This is a genomic window from Erwinia sp. Eh17-17 (assembly GCF_039675725.1).
Taxonomy (GTDB): Bacteria; Pseudomonadota; Gammaproteobacteria; order Enterobacterales; family Enterobacteriaceae; genus Erwinia.
The window spans coordinates 160,869-179,696 of the sequence record NZ_JBDFQT010000006.1 but is presented as its reverse complement, the minus strand read 5'-3'; the positions used below and the strand labels follow the sequence as shown (position 1 = coordinate 179,696).

Here is an 18,828-nt window from a genome sequence, read left to right as displayed (position 1 = left end):
ATGTCAGAGCAGCAATTACCAAAAGATTTTTTATGGGGCGGCGCGGTAGCGGCACACCAGGTTGAGGGCGGCTGGGATCAGGGCGGTAAAGGCCCGTGTATTGTCGATGTCCTGTCCGGCGGCGCACACGGCGTAGACCGCGTGATCACCGACGGTATTGATCCGGCACACCACTACCCTAACCACCTGGCGGTGGATTTTTACCATCGCTATAAAGAAGATATCGCGCTGTTTGCCGAGATGGGCTTCAAGTGTTTTCGTACCTCAATTGCCTGGACGCGCATCTTCCCGAAAGGCGATGAGCAGGAACCCAACGAAGAGGGTTTACAGTTCTATGACGACCTGTTTGACGAACTGCTGAAGCACGGCATCGAACCGGTCATCACCCTGTCCCACTTCGAGATGCCGGTGCATCTGGTCAAGGAGTACGGCGGCTGGCTGAACCGCAAAGTGGTGGATTTCTTTGTGCGCTACAGCGAAGTCGTGCTGAAACGCTATCAGCACAAAGTGAAATACTGGATGACCTTTAACGAGATCAATAACCAGCGTAACTGGCGCTATCCGCTGTTTGGTTACTGTAACTCCGGGGTGATTTTCAACGATCACGAAAAACCGGAGCAGGCGATGTATCAGGTACTGCATCACCAGTTCGTCGCCAGTGCGCAGGTGGTGAAGCTGGGGCACCAGATCAACCCTGAGCTGCAGATCGGCTGTATGCTGGCCATCGTGCCGCTCTATCCGTGGTCATGCCATCCGGACGATGTGATGTTTGCCCAGGAATCAATGCGCGAACGCTATCTGTTCGGTGACGTGCATCTGCGCGGCTACTACCCGTCCTACATTTTGAAAGAGTGGGCGCGTAAGGGCTACCAGATTGAGATGGAGCCGGGCGATGAGCAGGCGCTGCGCGACGGCTGTGCCGACTACCTGGGCTTCAGCTACTACATGAGTAACGCGGTGCAGTTTTCCGCCAAAGACAGCGACGATGGCCGCCACATTGAAGGCTTCCGCGGCAGCCGCCCGAACCCGCATGTGAAAGCCTCCGACTGGGGCTGGCAGATTGACCCGGTGGGTCTGCGCTATACGCTGAATGCCTTCTGGGAGCGCTATCAGAAACCGATGTTTATCGTCGAGAACGGCTTTGGTGCCTACGATACCGTCGAAGCCGATGGCCAGATCAACGATGACTACCGCATCGCCTATTTGAAAGCCCATATTGAGCAGATGAAAATTGCGGTGCTGGAAGATGGCGTTGAGCTGATGGGGTATACCCCGTGGGGCTGCCTGGACTGCGTGTCATTCACCACCGGCCAGTACAACAAACGTTATGGCTTTATCCATGTGGATAAAAATGATGACGGTACCGGCACCATGGCGCGTTCGAAGAAGAAAAGCTTCGACTGGTATAAGCAGGTGATCGCCAGCAACGGTGCGGATCTGTAACGTGTTGCGGTGATGTGGTGTCACAGGACCACAAAGGGCAGAACGCCGGGACGCCGTAAATTCATCCCTGGAGGCTCCAGCCGCCGCATCCATGCGGCGGAGGCCCGGCTAACCTGTCCCTTTGTGGTCCCTGTCTGACAACATCGTCGCTGTTGAAAAAAGTCACAGCAACACCGTGCTAAATGGCAATCGGGGCTATCCGGGTTAGCGGACCGTTGAGCGCAGGGATGCGCGAACACGAGCCCCCAGGGATGGGTTTACGGCGTGTCCGCGTTTCGGATAGCCCTGATAGGCCGAATGACGGTTTATCAGCGATAAATCAGCCCTTCTTCCCCCCCGATTTACCAATCGACCGATGCAGATCCTGAATGCGCTTCATCGACTTCATGGTTTTCTGCGGGGCAGTAGACGCCAGCGACATGACCAGCATCTCCAGGCAGAGCAGGACGGAACCGTGCAGAGGGACTTTGCCGTTTTCCCCACCGCGCGGCACGGCGATCACCGTATGCGCTTCCCGGCTAAAACGGGAGTCCGGCGCATTGGTCAGTAAGATGGCAGGGATCCCCAGCCGTCGCGCTTCCGCCAGCGTGGTGAGCCCTTCGCGATGCGCCGATTTCTGACCCATCATGATCAGCACATCGCCGCGTTGGAGATCTAACAACTGTTCCGCCAGCAAAATTCCGGTACGATTCAGCGCATACGCAGGCGTACCGATACGCGTTAATAATCGCGCCGTGTAGTCAGCCAGAATACCGGAAGCCCCAATCCCAAAAATCGCCACCTGTCGCGCCTCGGCCAGCAGAGCGACGGCCTGTGCCATCGCCCGACGATTCTGCGGTTCACTTAGCGCTTCACATGCACGCTGATGCCCTTCCACCACAAAATCTATGCTGGCATTAATATCGCAGGACAGCGCGCTGACCGTGGTATTCATCTTCTCCGCTGAGTTGATCCCTGGCCCCAGGAAACGCTCGATAGTCAGCTTTAAATCACGTAACCCGGCGAAACCCAGCGCCTGCATGGCGCGGATTACCGTCGCATCTGAACTCTGCGTCGCTGCGGCGATCTCCATCGCCGTATTCTCCAGCACCACATGACGGTGCTCGTTGATGTAGCTGGCCACCGCATATAACCGTGGGGAGAGTTGATGCGCCCGTGCGCGAAAACGCTCGCCGTACAGATCCACACGCCTGCGCCCGGTAGACAAACTCATGGCTGCCCCGCTTTTTCCGGCAGCGTGCGCCCGGAAAGATGCGACTGCACCTGTGCCACCAGCAGCCCCAGCGAGGCATAAGAGTTCGAGATCACTTCGTCGCGTGACAATAAAATGTAATGTCCTTCGCGACAGGCGCGTAAGAAATCGCAGAACCCCGGCATGACCCGATTCATATCGGCGATCTCATCGGCGGGTTTACCTCCGGTATCAGCACGCCAGGTATCAAAAATATAATCGGCATCCAACTCAGGTAATCTTTCTGCACTGACATCGATCCTTCCTCCCTCTGGGATCGCGTCCACCAACGGAGGAAAACGAAAACCGGCATCGCGCAGCACCCGCCCAAGCGAATGGTAGCTGTGATGCACGGTGAGCTTGCCATTGTTGGCCTGCAACACCGATACGGTAATGTGCTGCGTATCCACCACGTGCTTGAGCTGTTTAATCTGTTCCTGGTAGCGGCGTTCCAGAATCGCGAGCTGTGCCTGGCTGCCAGTCAGTTGCGCCAGCTTGCTATAGATACGCGGTGCACCACCTTTCAGGTGATCAATACTCACCGTAGGGGCAATTTTCTCCAGCTGTTCAACCGCCACATTGCGGGCTGGCTCAGTGATGATCAGATCCGGTTTGGCCGCAGCAATCGCTTCAATATCCATATCGGCAGTGCCGATAAACTGAATAGACGAGTTATCGAAATCCACACCGGTGAGCAGACCGCTCGAACGCAGAAAATGGCTGCCGTCCGGGCGCGTGCGTCCGTGGCTGGCAACAGGCGGTACACCCAGTTCAATCAGGGGAATGGTGATATCCAGATCGTGCAGCGAGACAATACGTTTCGGATGCAGCGGCACGACCACCGTACGGCCCAGGTCATCGGTAAAGGTTTGCGTGGGCACGGCCGCAGCCGCCGAAGCCGCCACCAACAGCAGTAGAACAGTCAGAATACGCATCATAAGTCCCAGATAAATTGTGTTATACGGATCGCCATGTTCGCCCCCAACCCAGGGTGAGACACGCCTCGCCCGGTTACAAAACATCACGACGGCGCCAGAGCAACAGCAGGAAAAACGGCCCGCCCACCAGAGCAATCACAATGCCTGCCGGTATTTGCAACGGGGCAAAGGCCAGCCGCCCGATCGTGTCCGTGCCCAGCACCAGCAACGCCCCAATCAGCGCGCTGCCGCTGAGCAGCGCAACCTGCCCGCCGCGCAGCAGAAAACGCGCCATATGCGGGGCGATCAGCCCGACAAACCCCAGGCTGCCCACGCAGGAGACGCTGGCCGCCGTCAGCAGGACTGGCGCGGCAAAGCGGATCAACGCCAGATGCTGTAGCCGCACGCCCAGCCCACTGGCCGCCTGATTGCCGAGCAGCACCACATCAGATGCACGGGCAGTAAGAAACAGGATCATCGCGCCCGGCAGCGCCCAGCAGGCGGCAACGGCCACCAGCGACCAGGTCGCGGCATGCAGGCTGCCCGCCATCCACACCAGCGCCGTCTGCACATCGCGCACGTCTGCGGTGGTCATAAATACCCCGATCCCGGCCGAGAATGCCCAGGAAACGCCGATGCCGATCAGAATAAAACGGGGACGCGTGAAATCTCGCGCCAGTGCCACCACCAGCAGCGCCACCAGCAGTCCGCCCGCCATCCCCGCCAGCGGCCGCCACAGCAGACCGAGCGACGGGAACAACAGGATCAGCGCCAACACCACCGCGCTGGTGCCTTCTTTCACCCCGATCAGCCCCGGATCGGCCAGCCCATTACGGGTAATAGATTGCATCGCAGCGCCCGCCATCCCCAGCATCGCCCCACTCAGGGCGGCCATCAGCAGGCGCGGCAGACGAATATCCCAGACAATGTAGTCCTGCTGTGACGGCAGCGGTTGCGGGTAGAACAGCGCCCGGCCAATGGCCGATGCCGGGACGGGCAGCGAACCCTGGGTAACGCCAAAAATCACTAACGCCAGCACCAGCACCGCCAGGAGCGCAGCGCAGGCCAGAGCTCGCGGGCGCAGCAGCAGGCTAAAGGCCCCCCACTGCCAGCGCCGATAGCCCAACCGCTGAAGCGACATTTTCATTTAAAAAATCTCGATGCGATAAAGATAAACACCGGCGCACCGACCAGCGCCGTCATCACGCCCGTTGCCAGTTCCTGAGGGGCAATCAGCGTGCGGGCGGCAATATCCGCCAGCAGCAGCAACAGTGCGCCGCACAAGGCCGACAGCGGGATGGCCAGGCGAATATCATCGGTGATCAGCCGCCGCACGATATGCGGCACCACCAGACCAATAAACCCGATCGGGCCTGCCACCGACACCGCCGCACCGCACAGCAGCGCGGTAGCGAGCAGCCCCAGCAGCCGGGTACGGACACTATTTACCCCCAGCCCGCTGGCAATCACATCGCCCAGTGCCAGCACATTCAGACGCGGGGCAATCCACAGTGCCAGAACCATCCCCACCGCACCCGGCAGCGCAGCGGCGCGCGTCACCGCCCAGCTTAGCCCGGCAAGATCGCCCGCCAGCCAGGTGCGTATTTCCATCAGCGTTTGTTCATCGAGGATCAGGATAGCCGCCGTGACTGACGAGGCAAAAGAGGAGACCGCCACGCCACAGAGAGTAACCTTCAGTGGCGTCAGACCGGTACGCCCGGCAGATGCCAGCAGCATCACCAGCGCAAACAACGCGGCAGCGCCTCCGGCAGCAATCAGCGGACGACCCAACAGCAGTCCGCCCCACTGGCCACCCAGCGCCGATGCAATGACTACTGCCAGTGCCGCCCCGGCATTCAGCCCGAGGATATGGGGTTCGCCCAGCGGGTTGCGGATCACCGCCTGGAGCAGCACTCCGGCCACGCCCAGCACCGCACCGGTCAGCAGTGCAGCAACCAGTCGCAGCAACCGCAGGTCCACGATCACCTTGTGGTCAAAGTTACGTGGGTTAAATTCCAGCAGCGCCTGCAATACCGTACCGGGGCCGATATAACGCGCCCCCAGCCCGAGGTGGATCAGCGCGCAGCCCAGCAGGGTCAGCAGCAGGATGATCAGTGCCACGCCCGAACGGGCGCGACGACGGCGTACCACCACAGCAAAATCACTCATCCGGTGCGCTCACCGGGGGCACGGAACGGCATAAAGAAGGGTTTGCCGGTCAGCGGGTTTACCGACATCTGCACGTCAACATCAAACACCGCTTTGATCAACGCAGGTGTACAGTGCTCTCCTTCGCGTATCACCCCCTCCAGGCGCCCCTGTCGCAGGAATACCACTGTATCGGCGTAGTTCACGGCAAAGTTCAGGTCGTGCAGCACGACGACAACGGTACGGCCATGCAGCCGCGTCAGGTCATGCAGCAGTTCAAGAATATCGACCTGATAGCGCAGGTCGAGGAACGTGGTCGGTTCGTCCAGCAGGATAGTGGCGGTTTGCTGTGCCAGCGCCATCGCAATCCAGCAGCGCTGGCGCTGGCCGCCGGACAGGCTGTCGACGGGTAAATGGGCAAACTCCAGCGTGCCGGTCATCCGCAGGGCATCGTGTACCGCCTCTTCATCTTCGGCTGACCACTGCCGCATAAGGTTCTGCCAGGGATAGCGCCCGCGTGACACCAGTTCAAACACGGTGAGTCCATCCGGCAACAGCGGCGATTGCGGCAACATGCCCAGCTGGCGCGCCACCGCTTTAGTGGGCTGATCGTGGATGATTTTACCGTCAAGGCGAACGCAGCCGTCGAGGGGGGCCAGCATACGGGCAATCGTCGTCAGCAGCGTGGATTTACCGGAGCCGTTCGCGCCCACCAGCACGGTCATTTTTCCGTGTTCAATGGTCAGGCTGACACCGTCAACAATGACTTTTTTGCCATAACCGGCAGAGAGCTGGTCGAGGACAATACCCTGTTCAGCGGGCGCCTGGTGTGCACCTGCTGTCTTTTCCACCCGCTGTGGCATCTGGCGCTCCTGCACCGCAACGGCGTGGCAGCCAGGCCAGCGCGCGTGTACGTCTTAAATAAAAATAAATCTCATTCGTTTTCCGATCATGCGTAGAATGCCTGTAGTAGTCAAGAATTAAAAGAGAGCTTACTGACAGAGCGATACCCGGTGATAAAAGCCATAAAAATATGCCGGGTATAAAATTATTTAATCTATTTATCAATGAATTAAAAAATAATACCCGCAATGCGAAAGTGATAATTCAGTGGCAATCGGCTTGTCGGTTTTTTTGATAATTTTTGCATTTACTACTACATAACAGCATGGTTGAATGATTCTCAATTACATATCCGGGCCACGAGAACCAGGTTTAACGGATAGAACTGCGCGTGACGCAACCCATCGGGCAATGAAAACAACACACCTCTTCTCATTCAACAGGGAATGGGAAAGCTTGCGGAAATGACAATAAATGACTGAATTATCACCTTCTTTTCTGGGGAAAAAAGGGCGCGTACTGTTTTCAATGCTCTTTATCGGGGTACTGACAGCGCCGGTGGCGATGGCAGCAGGTACGCCAGCCAGCAACCAGCACAAAAGCGATGCCGACAGCAGCAATGAGAGTGGCACGCTGACGGTCGAAGCCAGCATAGCCGATGCCGACCAGCCAATGACCTCCGGCTATCAGCCGCTGAACTCTTCCACCGCCACGCTGACCACTACCCCGCTGCTGGATATTCCGCAGGTGGTGAACACCGTCAGCGACCGGGTGATTGAGGATCAGCACGCCACCACGCTGGACGAAGTGCTGAACAACGTCAGCAACGTGGTTCAGACCAACACGCTCGGTGGCACGCAGGATGCGTTCGTGCGCCGTGGCTTTGGCAGCAACCGCGATGGTTCGGTGATGACCAACGGCCTGAAAACCGTGCTGCCGCGCAGCTTTAACGCCGCGACCGATCGCGTTGAAGTGCTGAAAGGCCCGGCCTCAACGCTGTACGGTATTCTCGATCCCGGCGGCCTGATCAATGTGATAACTAAACGCCCGGAAAAAACCTTCGGTGGCTCGATTCAGGGCACCTCCACCAGCTTTGGCGGCGGCACCGGCAGCGTGGATGTTACCGGCCCGATTGAAGGCACCAACCTTGCTTACCGCCTGATCGGATCTTATCAGCATGAAGATTACTGGCGTAATTTCGGCAAAGAGCGCAGCAGCTTTATTGCCCCGTCTTTGACCTGGTTTGGCGATGATGCCACGGTGACCGTTGCTTACTCACATCGTAACTACAGCACTCCATTCGACCGCGGCACCATTTTCGATTTGAATACCGGCCATGCGGTGAATGTGAATCGCGAAACCCGTTTCGATGAAGCCTATAACATCACAGACGGTGAGTCGGATCTGGCCCAGTTGAATACCGAGTACCGCATCAATAATCAGTGGACGGCGAAGTTCGATTACAGCTTCAGCCAGGACAAATACAGCGATAACCAGGCGCGGGTGATGGCCTATGATTCCGCCACCGGCAACCTGACGCGTCGTGTCGATGCCACCCAGGGATCGACCCAGCGCCAGCACTCCGCGCGCTTCGATTTGCAGGGTGATGTCGCGATCGGGGGTTTCTATAACGAGATCCTGACCGGGCTGTCGTATGAGAATTACGATCTGCTGCGCACCGATATGATCCGCTGTAAGAACGTGAAAGATTTCAATATTTACACCCCTTCCTACGGGACCACCGGGAAATGCACTACGGTATCGGCCGCCGACAGCGATCAGCGCATCCAGCAGGTCAGTTACTCTGCCTACGTACAGGACTCGCTCTACCTGACCGATAAGTGGATTGCGGTCAGCGCCATGCGCTACACCACCTTTAGCGAATATGCCGGTAAAGGCCGCCCGTTCAACGTCAACACTGACAGCCGCGACAGCGCGTGGGTGCCGAAATTTGGTCTGGTGTATAAAGCCACGCCGAATATCTCGTTCTTCGGTAACGTTTCGCGTTCGTTTATGCCGCAGTATTCGATTGCCAGCTACATCGGTGAACTGCCGCCGGAAACCGCCACCGCCTATGAAGTGGGTGCCAAGTTTGACCTGTTCAGCGGTGTGACCGCCAACGTGACGATGTTCAATATCGATAAGAGCCACGTGCTGTACACCGACACGGTTAACGGCGAGAGCGTGGCGAAAACCGCCGGAAAAGTGCGTTCGCGAGGGGTAGAAGTGGATGTGGCGGGTGCGCTGACGCAGAACGTCAATGTGATTGCCAGCTACGGCTATACCGATGCCAAAGTGATGGAAGACCCCGATTACCAGGGCAAGATGTTGCCTAACGTGCCGCGTCACACCGGTTCACTGTTCCTGACTTATGACTTCCACAACGTGATCGGCGGCAATACGCTCACCGTTGGTGGCGGCGGTCATGCGGTCAGCCGTCGTTCCGGTGACAATGGCGAGGACTACTCCTTACAGGGCTACGCGGTGGCGGATGCGTTTGCGTCTTATAAAATTAAAACGCAGAACCCGGTGACCTTGCAGGTTAACGTGAAGAACCTGTTCGACAAAACGTACTACACCTCGTCGATCGCCACCAATAATCTGTCCAACCAGATTGGCGATCCACGTGAAGTGCAGTTCACCGTCAAGATGGATTTCTGATCGTCAAATTTGCGTCAGGTGAAATGCGGGTCAGGCATGCCTGACCCCTACGACAATCGAACCAACATGCCCGGCACGGCAAAATCGTGACCACCAGGGGCCGGGCATGCCCGGCCCTTTTAGGGTCCGTGTTCAAAAACCGTAGCGGATCGCATCCTTACTCTGCTGCATCAACCCGTCGATTTTCTCTGAGTACAGCTCCACGCCATGGCCGTCACCCGCCTGTGAGCAGGCACGACGCTTCGCGTTGTAAGCCTTCATCAGTTGGGCCTGGGCAAAACCCGGCTTGCCGTAGCGGGCCATGCTCTGCTCCCAGCACTGGATGGCACTGTCGCTGTCCTGCTGCGCCATAAACTGCTTACCCAGCTCATTCAGCGCCTCAGCACAGGCTTTCGCCGGCAGTTCCTGCTGTAAGATCTTCTCAATCGCGTCCATAAATCCTCCTGAATCAGTTAGTGGAAGAAGTTAAGAATATGGCCGAACACCAGCCCGACGCCGATCACATCCGAGTCGCTAAAGGTCACGTTCTGGAAGCCATACTGGCCGAGCAGCGGCAGTAACAGCGCGGGCAACAGCGTGATAAACAGCCCGTGGAATACGCCGCCAATCACTGCACCGCGTCGTCCCCCCACGGCATTAGCGAAGATCCCCGCAGTGCCGCCGGCAAAGAAGTTGGTCAGCATACCCGGCAGGATCATCGCTAACCCCACCCACGGAAACAGAAACATGCCGATCACCGCCCCGGCTGTAGTGGAGATAAAACCGATAATGACCGCATTAGGCGCATAGGGGAACAGTACCGGACAGTCGAGAGCCGGAACCGCATCCGGGACGATGCGCAGCGCGATGCCGCGAAATGCCGGAACAATTTCAGCCAGCAGCAGGCGTACACCCGCCAGCAGAACATAGACGCCAACCACAAACTGGATCGCCTGCAGGAAGGCATAGACCAGATAATTGACACCGTTTGAGGAGGCCGCCACCACTTCCGGACCTGCGGCAATCGCCGGGATCAGATAGATCGGGATCATCACTACCATCATCGACAGATAGGTATCCTGCAGGAACGACAGCGCCTGCGGCAGTTCCACGTCTTCCGTACTTTTGCTGACATCCCCGGTCACTTTCGCCACCCCGGCCTGCACCATATAGCCAATGGTGCAGAAATGGCCGAGGGCAATGTCATCCCCTCCGGTGATCTTGCGCACGATCGGCTGAGCAATCGCGGGCATCAGCACCGCCATCACCCCGGCAATCCCTCCGCCGAGCAGGATCAGCTCCACGCCGCGCAGACCGCCCATATAGCCGATCACCGAGCATACCGTCGCCATCCACAGCGAAGCCTGACCGGTGAGGAAGATGTACTTATAGCGCGTCAGGCGGGCAATCAGGATATTGACCACAAAGGCGACCACCATAATCAGCGCCGTTTCGCGCCCCAGCGTCTGCTGCGCGATCCCGGCGATAGAACCGACATCGGTGACCACGCCGCGCATATTAAACCCTTTCTGGAAGATATCCCCCAGGAAGGTCAGCGTGGCGACAATAATACTGGCCCCGGACAGCAGCACTAAGAAACCCAGTAATGTTTTTAATGTACCGGTGATAACCTGACCCGGGCTTTTTTTCAGGGCGATAAGACCGATCATGGCAATCAATGAAATAAGAATTGACGCCTGCCCCAGCACATCATGGACAATAAAAGTAAGGAAAGACATAGTACTCCCCTGTTTTTTGGCACAGTTACCCTTTATATTTAAGCGGCACGATGCCGCAAAAATATTTTGGATTATTGGTTAAGATTAAAAAGGAAATTAAATAAGATAGCCTTTCTCTTTCAGAACAGGCTCTAGTTTTAGTTTTATTTCATTTTTGTCCACCAGTCGCTTGAGATAAATGATGGTGGAGTTAATGGTGTAATGCTGAAACTGCGAACGGAAGTTTTCCCCGGTCATGATAATATCCGCACGTGACGAGGTGGCGCTGGAAATATCACAGTGAGATAAATCAGCATCCACACCCAGATCTTTCAGAGCCGCTTCAATACTCATTTCACAGGCAAAACTGCTGCCAAGTCCGGCACCGCATACGGCCAGAATAGATAATTTTTTCATCAGGCATACCTTATAAAGTGTCTGTAAGTCCGCGACCACTGACTGCGGGTATGATGACGGGCATCCCTGCCCTGATGCGGTTCAGAACTGCTGAAGAATCTTCATTACCGCAGCTTTATCCCGTGCCTGTCTTAGCTGTTCAACTACATTATCCTCACAAAAAAGCTGTGACAGGCTGGCGATCATTTCAATATGCGAGTGGCTGTCGATAGCGGCCAGAGCAAATATGATATATACCGGGTCATTATCTTCGCTGCCGAAACTCACGCCTTCTGAAACAATTAATAAAGAGAGCCCGGTATGATTCACCCCTTCTTCCGGCCGGGCATGTGGCATAGCAATCCCTTCGCCCAGCACATAATAGGGACCAATCTGTTCATGCATATCATAAATAGCGTTTAGGTATCGTGGTTGAACTGCACCATTATCGATCATCGGTTGCAGTGCGATCTCTACCGCTTTACGCCAGTTATCCGTATGCGTTAACAGATTCAGGTTACTGTGATTAATCCAGTCGGTTAACATACATCGTTGCCCTATTCATGATTCAGAGAGTTAATTCACTATACTTTTTGCAAAAAGATAAAAATGTGATCGGCCTGACTTATTTAATAATAAATAATTTAACATCAACTAATTATATTAATAGCCATAGCTTCGCACTGGTTAATTAAACCAGTCGTAACAAAATTCATTAAATATACCGTCAATATTCAGGATTAATCCTGGTTATTTATGGCTAAATGAATGCATTAACTAAACCTGATTTAAATTCTCCTGCAGCCAGTGAATTAACCGTGTGAAGTCGATCTCGCTACGCTGATCGGCAACCCATACCGGCCCGAGTTGCATCGGTTCGGCTCTGTCGGCCAGTTGTTGCAGCTCTGCCACATATTCCGCTCCCGGATGGCCCGGTAATCGTACCCCCAGTCTGTCGCTGTAACGCTTTGCAGCCAGCACCCCTGGGATCTGGCACCAGACTTCCGCCACGCATTCAATGCCCGCCGTATGAATAAAAGCGGCCAGATCTGCTTTTGGCTGGAAGCCAAACCACGCATCGACGATAAAGGTGTTACCCGCTGGCGCGGCGGCAATGATCGACCAGATTACCTGATAAGCGGCGATGCCCAGCCTGCGGTTCATCGGACGATCAATTCCGTCAATCTGACGCATAAACGGCTCTTTGATCTGATCCAGCGTCAGCAGCGGCCAGCCGGTCTCCGTTGCCAGACGGGTCGCGATATGGCTTTTTCCCGACGCGGGTACGCCGTTGACCATCACCAGGCGTTTAGCGCCGGGCTGCTGGGCAGAGTGCTGCAAGACAGGCTGTTCAGGCATGGCTGGTTTTTTCCTCTGTGGTACGGGCATGGAAATACTGTCCGATGACGGCCTGGATCTCACGCAGACGCGGGATGGCCAGCGTCTCAAGCTTTTCGCGGGTGACGCGACTGTCCAGCGAAATACAGTCTTTCCATAAGGCTCGCCCGGCAATCACCCCCGACGCCCCGTTACTCATGGCATCGGCCACCTGGGTCAGAAACGTGCTGTGATCCACCCCCGCCGAGAGTACGGCCCACGGCACATCGCCGGCAAGCGCCGTGATATCGGCACAGGCTTTAGCGGAACCCGGATAGGGGATCTTCAGCACTTTGGCCCCCAGATCCAGCGACAGTCGGGTCCCTTCATAGATCAGCGACGGTACCCGGCTTTTATAAGCTTCATCCGTTTCGTCCGGCAGCGGATAGGTGAGAAACTCAACCACCAGCAGCAGGTCTTCGCGGGCAAAGTCTTCAATGCAGTGACGCAGAATATCAAGATTATGTTGATTGGCATCCGGGCGGTCGGCGCGTAAGTAGACCATAATTTTACCCCCGTTAGCACCCAGTTCGCGCACGCGGCGGGCGCTGATCCCCTCAACCAGCCGCGAGTTACGGTAGCCTTCAGGTGTCGTATCGAAGCCGGAGGCATCAAGGCCGATCAGTAGGGCAGTATCGCGAGCGATAATCCCGTCATCGACCAGGTCAGGTACCGCGCAGACGGCATCCACCAGCACGCAGGAGGCCTGACTGGCGAGATAGCGGGTAATATCGGCTTTGATACCGCCGAGCTGCTGCTCGGAAATGGATTTTTGCTGTTCGGGATCGGCGCTTAACAGGGTGCGCATTGCGCCGCGCTGGTCGCACGCAATCACCAGCATCGCGCCATTGCTGCCGCAAATTTGCTGATAACCGCGCAGTTCAGAAGTGGACATGTGTGACATGAGATGTGCTCCGTTATAGAGATACAGGGGTAAAAAGCCGTCATTGACGACCCGAAAGTTACCTTTAAGCCTGTGTGCACGACGCCGGGCTGTTGCCGGTGAATCTCCAGTCCTGTCAGGGGTTTCAGCCACCTGTGCACGTTGCAATTTTTCTGGTGTTGCGCAATAATTCTCCAACCGATGAAGTGAGTGTAATACATTGCAGAAAGGAATTACAACCCTGAAAGAGCCTCTTTTACAAGATCCCGCCACCACGCGGGCGATGATGCACATGGTGGCGAAGCTGCACTATCAGTCCGATATGTCGCAGGTCGATATCGCTAAAAAACTGGGGGTGTCCACCGCCACCATTTCGCGCCTGCTCACCAAAGCGCGTGCAGCGGGGATTGTGCGCATAGAGGTGATTGAGCTCACCTCACCTGAAGAGATCACGGCCGATCTGATTGCGCGACTGGGGTTAAAAACCGCCGCCGTGGTGGAGTCGCCCCCCGCTAACGTCCTTAGCGCACTCAACGCGCCGCTGGCCTCATTGCTCCAGCAGGCCGATCTGGTCAGCGGGTCGGTGGTAGGTATTGGCTGGGGACGGGCGGTACGTGAAGTGACGTTATCTGGCCTGCCGCGCCTGCCGGGGGTGCTGACGGTGGCGCTGAACGGTGGTATGCAGCAGGCTGCAGCGCATTTTCAGATTAACGAATTTGTGCGTCAGGCCGCAGAACAGATGGAGGGTACCCCCCACTTTCTGCATGCACCCTATATCTCGTCGCCAGTGCTGCGTGATGCGTTCCTCTGTGACCCTGGCGTGCAGCAGATTACCTCGCTGTGGGACAAACTGGACGTGGCGATTGTCGGGGTCGGTCTGACACATCACGCTCCCCACGCCAGCGAAACCACCACTGCCACCCCGGATGAGCAGGCGCTCAGCCATGCCGCAGGCGATGTGCTGCGTCATTACGTCACGGAACAGGGCGAGGTGCTGCACTGGGAAGGTGAACAGCGGATGATTGCCGCATCACCCGACCAGCTGCGCCAGACGCCGCTGTGTATCGGCGTGGCGGCCACGGCGGAAAAAGCCGCCGGCATTATCGGTGCCGTTCGCTCCGGAATGATCAACGCGCTGGTTACCGATATTAAAACGGCCCAGGCGATCCTCGACCGTCTGGTCAGCGACCCGCTGTAAATCCATTAGCCGTCTTTGCCGGGCAGGCAAACGCGGCTAATCGGCTGGAAATGAATAAGTTATCAGAAACAACCTAAAGCTGATTAATTCTCATTACGTGTTTATAGCGCGCAAAGATATAAATAAGAACAGTTATCATAACTATTTAAAAAGCAGAACAATTCAGATTCATTATGGAATGATTATCACTTACCAATCATACCCTTAGCTGATCAAAATTAAATTAGCCTGTGCTATATAAAACGGTTTTTATTTTATCAATCTGGGTGCATAATGCGCAGAAATCACCTGTTTACTCGTTATGATTTACGTTCCAGATACATTTACCGTGTATCTGCAACGCGAATTATTAAGAGTAAAAAATCGCAAAAAATATAATTTAAAGGAGTCACCATGCTGACGAATGAAATGACCGCTCAGTTGAACGATCAGCTGAATCTGGAATTCTACTCTGCCAACCTGTACCTGCAGATGAGCGCATGGTGCAACGACAAAGGTTTTGAGGGGGCTGCCGCGTTTATGCGTGAGCATTCCAGCGAAGAGATGCAGCACATGCAGCGTCTTTTTAACTACCTGAGCGATACCGGAGCCATGCCGGTACTGGGCACCATTGATGCACCGCCGGTAACCTTTAACTCCCTGCACGAAGTGCTGGATCAGGCTTATCAGCACGAGCAGCTGATCACTAAAAAAATCAATGAGCTGGCACATTCAGCGATGACCACCCAGGATTATTCAACCTTTAATTTCCTGCAGTGGTACGTGTCCGAGCAGCACGAAGAAGAGAAGCTGTTCAAATCGGTGCTGGATAAACTGGCGCTGGTCGGTAACAGCGGTCAGGCTCTGTTCTTCGTGGACAAAGACCTGCAGAAACTGAGCGAGCCGGGCGCAGGCGCGCACGGTTAATCGTTGATAAAAATCGGGGCAACCTTCTTGTGAGGTTGCCCTTTTTTATTCCCCTTTCCACAGTGCCCTCACCTGCCCCGCTGTCACTTTCCCCGCCGGTTTTTCCCAGTTATTGCATACAAAGTGACTGAATTTAGCCACCTGAGTGTATGTTTAGAACGTCTGATTAAACTGACGTGCAGGATGCCAGACTTATCAATGATTACGGCATGCGTATGAAGCCGGAAGCAGATACAGTGCTGCCAGCATCAAAGCCGTTACATTGTGTGTGCTGCAAAGCGGCTTTCTGGCAAACCAGCATTAACTGCGGATTCGGTCTTAATTAAAGCACCATCATAAAGTGTTGGCGCAGAGAGCCCGACAGAAGCCGTGGTGCAATAAAGGCTGGTGAAGCCTTCACCGGCCAGAGTCGGACATGTGCTCTGGGTTCCAGGCGATGGCAGGAATGCGTCTGTCGTTCCATCCGGACGGTAACGGACAATACGACTCCCTCCCCATTCAGCATTCCATAAATAGCCCATCGCGTCCACGCAGGAGCCGTCGGGCGCACCATTGCCTGATGTTTCGGTGAACAAGCGCGGGTTGTCCAGTGAGGGATAATCGCAGCAGAATATTTTGCCCTGCATCGAGTCGCTGTAATAGATGGTTGCACCATCGGGGCTGAAACAGATGCTGTTCGGAATGGCGACATCTGGCAGCGCCAGCGTCTCAACGGTCAGCGTTGCCGCATTAAGACGGTGAAATTTACCGATGACTTTTACGGGATAGCCGTCATCCATAGTCCCAAACACAAAATTACCGCCACGGTCGCACCGTCCATCACCTGTGCGGGTGCCCGCTTCTCCCGGTGAGGCCGCTACCGTGGTAAGTATACCGGTGTTGAGGTCATAGAAAGCCAGCCTTGAGGCGAGTCCCATCAGCAAAATGTGACTCTTTTCGGTTAAGGCAAAGGATCCCAGCCGTTCGGGCAGCGACCACCGCATCACAGCGCTATTGCCTTCTTCTAAGGCCAGAAGTTCACTGGCTTCAATGTCAGTCCAGTATAATCTGCACGTTCTTTCACACCACAGCGGGCACTCTCCCAGCGTATTCCTGACATCAGCTGCAATTGAAAACATGTTAATTCTCCGGGTGAATAAAAGTCATACCGCGCTCAAAGCCAGACTCACACAGGTCTGCACTATGGAAAACGCAGTTACTGCAGAAACCGCGCAGAGAGCCGATCGCCGAAAAGCATGACGGCAAGTCCGATCAGCATGACCAGCATTCCCCCCAGCTTTAGTAACGAAACCGGCCGTCGCATGGCACCCAGCAAGCCAAAATGGTCAATCATCTGTGACGAGAGTAATTGTCCAACAATCGCCAGCCCCAGCAGGGCTGAAAAGCCGATTTTCGGCGCAAGCACCACATAGCTGAACAGGGCACATGCGCCTATGAGACCGCCCGCCAGACTCCAAAGTGGCTGCGAAGGAATGGCTGCAAGCGAGGTGAATAATCCCCCGCGCAACAGCGAGTAAATCCCAAGGCCGAATGCGCCGGCGGCGAAGGAAAACAACGCGGCGGTGACCGGGTCGCCGCCCAGTCCTCGCGCCAGCTGGCTGTTAAGGGTCGTCTGCAGGGTGATACCGAGACCTGCGGCAAAAGCGATTACGTAATAGATCATGCTCATGCTGTCATCCCGGTCAGTCTGCCTGCCCCAGCGGCAGGAAGGTGTCAGCAAAAATGTCAGGCTGGTAGCCGGACGCTGCAAACAGGTGCTCACGCGACTCATCAATCACTGTACGCAGTCGCGCGCTGTCTACGCCCAGCACCCTGCCGTTCTGTTTAACGATGCGTCCGCCGATCATAACGGTATCGATGTTGCTACGCTCTGCGGCATGAACCACCGTGCCAAAGGCATTTCCTGACGGGTAAAGATTAATATCACTGGCATTAATCAGCACCAGGTCAGCCTGTTTGCCCGGCGTCAGACTACCCACTTTGTCCTGCAGCCCAGCACACTCTGCGCCATGGAGAGTCGCGGCTTTAAGGAGCTGCGCCGCCGGAAGCGTTTTCAGCGCATTTTCAGAATCGCAGCACTGCTGCTGATGCATACCCATCACGCGCTGCAGGTAAAAGGCCACGCGCATCTCCATAAACATGTCAGTGCTGTATGACGTTTCATTATCAACGCTCAGGCCAGGGTTGATGCCATGACGCTGTGCAGCCTCTATGGCGAACATTCCGCTTTCGATGCCATAGTGCGAATCTGAGCGTGGGCAGACGTTCACCCGGACACCGGCTTCCCGCAGAATTTTCCATCCCCGGTCGGGCAGCGCCGTGCAGTGATTGAAAATATTGTCCGGACCCAGCAGCCCCTGCTGATGCAGCGACTCAAGTTCAGCCCCCATCTCAGCGCCAAAGAACTCAGTGACAATCGACAGTCCCAGCCTGCGGGCCTCGGCCCACAACTCCGGCTCCAACTGGGCCATGACCGAGAGAGAGACCAGGCTTTCAGGGTTGTCGGTGAAATACTTATCCTGCAGACGCTGCCAGTTTCCCGGCCAGTGCGCTTTATCCCATTCGCCTGCTACCGGTGCACCGGAAGCATGGACAGCACGAATGCCGCTATCAAGCAGAGCCTCAACGGCGGCATCAGAATGCGCTGCTGTACGGCTGTTGTGCGAATTATCAATCATGGTGGTGATACCCGCGTCAATAGCACCCAGCGCCGTCAGCAGGTTACCGACATAGATATCGGCAGGCCGGTAATATTTAGCGAACGAGAAGTGCGTGGCGTTGCTGTAGTCGTCCAGACAGGTGGCATTAGGGTTAATGCGGCGCAGTTGTCCTTCCCATGCGTGACGATGAGAATCAACCATACCCGGCATAGCGATCATGTTGGTGGCATCGATGACATGGGCGCCCGCCGCTTCCAGGTTCTGGCCCACGGCGGTAATCGTTGAACCGTTGATGAGAATATCACCGCGTTCAATGTTACCGACGCGCTCATCCATGCTCAGTATCGTCGCACCACGAATCAAGGTTGCCGGTGGCGTTACAGTCTGATTATTAATAATATTTCTAATGTAATCGTTCATAAAAGTTCTTCTTTTCTGATTAATGAGAAAATGATACGTCACGCGATT

At 55.7% G+C, this 18,828-nt stretch carries 18 protein-coding genes; 4 read left to right on the top strand and 14 right to left on the bottom strand.

The window, feature by feature from the left end; translation table 11 throughout:
• On the top strand, positions 1 to 1,443 hold the full coding sequence (locus tag ABEH87_RS16455) for a 6-phospho-beta-glucosidase (RefSeq protein WP_346577809.1): 1,443 nt from the start codon (positions 1 to 3) through the stop codon (positions 1,441 to 1,443).
• A 319-nt stretch (positions 1,444 to 1,762) separates the two neighbouring features.
• Here the strand turns inward: ABEH87_RS16455 and ABEH87_RS16450 are convergent, their stop codons facing one another.
• From ABEH87_RS16450 to ABEH87_RS16430, 5 genes are all read right to left on the bottom strand, one after another.
• Positions 1,763 to 2,656, bottom strand: coding sequence for a MurR/RpiR family transcriptional regulator (locus ABEH87_RS16450; RefSeq protein WP_346577807.1), 894 nt, complete (start codon positions 2,654 to 2,656; stop codon positions 1,763 to 1,765).
• The gene (locus ABEH87_RS16445) at positions 2,653 to 3,609 is read right to left on the bottom strand and encodes an ABC transporter substrate-binding protein (protein WP_346577806.1); all 957 of its coding nucleotides are present in this window, start codon (positions 3,607 to 3,609) and stop codon (positions 2,653 to 2,655) included. The genes ABEH87_RS16450 and ABEH87_RS16445 overlap by 4 nt, the downstream gene beginning before the upstream one ends.
• Before the next feature lie 76 nt (positions 3,610 to 3,685).
• On the bottom strand, positions 3,686 to 4,738 hold the full coding sequence (locus ABEH87_RS16440; protein ID WP_346577804.1) for an iron ABC transporter permease: 1,053 nt from the start codon (positions 4,736 to 4,738) through the stop codon (positions 3,686 to 3,688).
• Positions 4,735 to 5,760 carry an iron ABC transporter permease gene (locus ABEH87_RS16435; protein WP_346577802.1) on the bottom strand — a complete coding sequence of 342 codons (1,026 nt, stop codon included), beginning with the start codon at positions 5,758 to 5,760 and terminating at the stop codon, positions 4,735 to 4,737. The genes ABEH87_RS16440 and ABEH87_RS16435 overlap by 4 nt, the downstream gene beginning before the upstream one ends.
• Positions 5,757 to 6,602, bottom strand: a complete 846-nt coding sequence (locus tag ABEH87_RS16430) for an ABC transporter ATP-binding protein (RefSeq protein ID WP_346577800.1) — start codon at positions 6,600 to 6,602, stop codon at positions 5,757 to 5,759. The genes ABEH87_RS16435 and ABEH87_RS16430 overlap by 4 nt, the downstream gene beginning before the upstream one ends.
• 454 nt (positions 6,603 to 7,056) lie before the next feature.
• Here ABEH87_RS16430 and ABEH87_RS16425 point away from each other — a divergent pair, with 454 nt between their 5' ends.
• Positions 7,057 to 9,243, top strand: a complete 2,187-nt coding sequence (locus ABEH87_RS16425) for a TonB-dependent siderophore receptor (RefSeq protein WP_346577798.1) — start codon at positions 7,057 to 7,059, stop codon at positions 9,241 to 9,243.
• A gap of 132 nt (positions 9,244 to 9,375) precedes the next feature.
• Here the strand turns inward: ABEH87_RS16425 and ABEH87_RS16420 are convergent, their stop codons facing one another.
• The 6 genes from ABEH87_RS16420 to ABEH87_RS16395 form a co-directional block, all read right to left on the bottom strand.
• Positions 9,376 to 9,678, bottom strand: a complete 303-nt coding sequence (locus ABEH87_RS16420) for a hypothetical protein (protein ID WP_346577796.1) — start codon at positions 9,676 to 9,678, stop codon at positions 9,376 to 9,378.
• 17 nt (positions 9,679 to 9,695) lie between these two features.
• Positions 9,696 to 10,961 carry a PTS sugar transporter subunit IIC gene (locus ABEH87_RS16415; protein WP_346577795.1) on the bottom strand — a complete coding sequence of 422 codons (1,266 nt, stop codon included), beginning with the start codon at positions 10,959 to 10,961 and terminating at the stop codon, positions 9,696 to 9,698.
• Positions 10,962 to 11,057: 96 nt separating this feature from the next.
• Positions 11,058 to 11,357, bottom strand: a complete 300-nt coding sequence (locus ABEH87_RS16410) for a PTS sugar transporter subunit IIB (protein ID WP_346577793.1) — start codon at positions 11,355 to 11,357, stop codon at positions 11,058 to 11,060.
• Between the two features lie 81 nt (positions 11,358 to 11,438).
• Complete coding sequence (locus ABEH87_RS16405; RefSeq protein WP_346577791.1) at positions 11,439 to 11,882, bottom strand: PTS sugar transporter subunit IIA; 444 nt, start codon at positions 11,880 to 11,882, stop codon at positions 11,439 to 11,441.
• A 231-nt stretch (positions 11,883 to 12,113) separates the two neighbouring features.
• On the bottom strand, positions 12,114 to 12,695 hold the full coding sequence (locus tag ABEH87_RS16400; protein ID WP_346577789.1) for an AAA family ATPase: 582 nt from the start codon (positions 12,693 to 12,695) through the stop codon (positions 12,114 to 12,116).
• Positions 12,688 to 13,617, bottom strand: a complete 930-nt coding sequence (locus tag ABEH87_RS16395) for a tagatose-bisphosphate aldolase (protein WP_346577787.1) — start codon at positions 13,615 to 13,617, stop codon at positions 12,688 to 12,690. The genes ABEH87_RS16400 and ABEH87_RS16395 overlap by 8 nt, the downstream gene beginning before the upstream one ends.
• 199 nt (positions 13,618 to 13,816) lie before the next feature.
• On the opposite strand from ABEH87_RS16395, the gene ABEH87_RS16390 reads away from it, so the two are divergent.
• Both ABEH87_RS16390 and ftnA read left to right on the top strand, forming a co-directional pair.
• Positions 13,817 to 14,794 (top strand): sugar-binding domain-containing protein, encoded by a 978-nt coding sequence (locus tag ABEH87_RS16390; RefSeq protein WP_346577785.1) that lies wholly within the window; start codon positions 13,817 to 13,819, stop codon positions 14,792 to 14,794.
• Between the two features lie 393 nt (positions 14,795 to 15,187).
• Positions 15,188 to 15,700 (top strand): non-heme ferritin, encoded by a 513-nt coding sequence (gene ftnA, locus ABEH87_RS16385; RefSeq protein WP_346577783.1) that lies wholly within the window; start codon positions 15,188 to 15,190, stop codon positions 15,698 to 15,700.
• 257 nt (positions 15,701 to 15,957) lie between these two features.
• Here ftnA and ABEH87_RS16380 read toward each other — a convergent pair whose 3' ends face one another.
• The 3 genes from ABEH87_RS16380 to ABEH87_RS16370 form a co-directional block, all read right to left on the bottom strand.
• Entirely contained in the window at positions 15,958 to 16,818 is an 861-nt protein-coding gene (locus ABEH87_RS16380) for an SMP-30/gluconolactonase/LRE family protein (protein WP_346577781.1), read from the bottom strand.
• Positions 16,819 to 16,895: 77 nt separating this feature from the next.
• The gene (locus ABEH87_RS16375) at positions 16,896 to 17,369 is read right to left on the bottom strand and encodes a DMT family transporter (RefSeq protein WP_346577780.1); all 474 of its coding nucleotides are present in this window, start codon (positions 17,367 to 17,369) and stop codon (positions 16,896 to 16,898) included.
• 13 nt (positions 17,370 to 17,382) lie between these two features.
• A complete protein-coding gene (locus ABEH87_RS16370; RefSeq protein ID WP_346577778.1) occupies positions 17,383 to 18,780 on the bottom strand; it encodes an amidohydrolase family protein in 1,398 nt (465 codons plus the stop codon).
• Positions 18,781 to 18,828 lie beyond the last annotated feature (48 nt).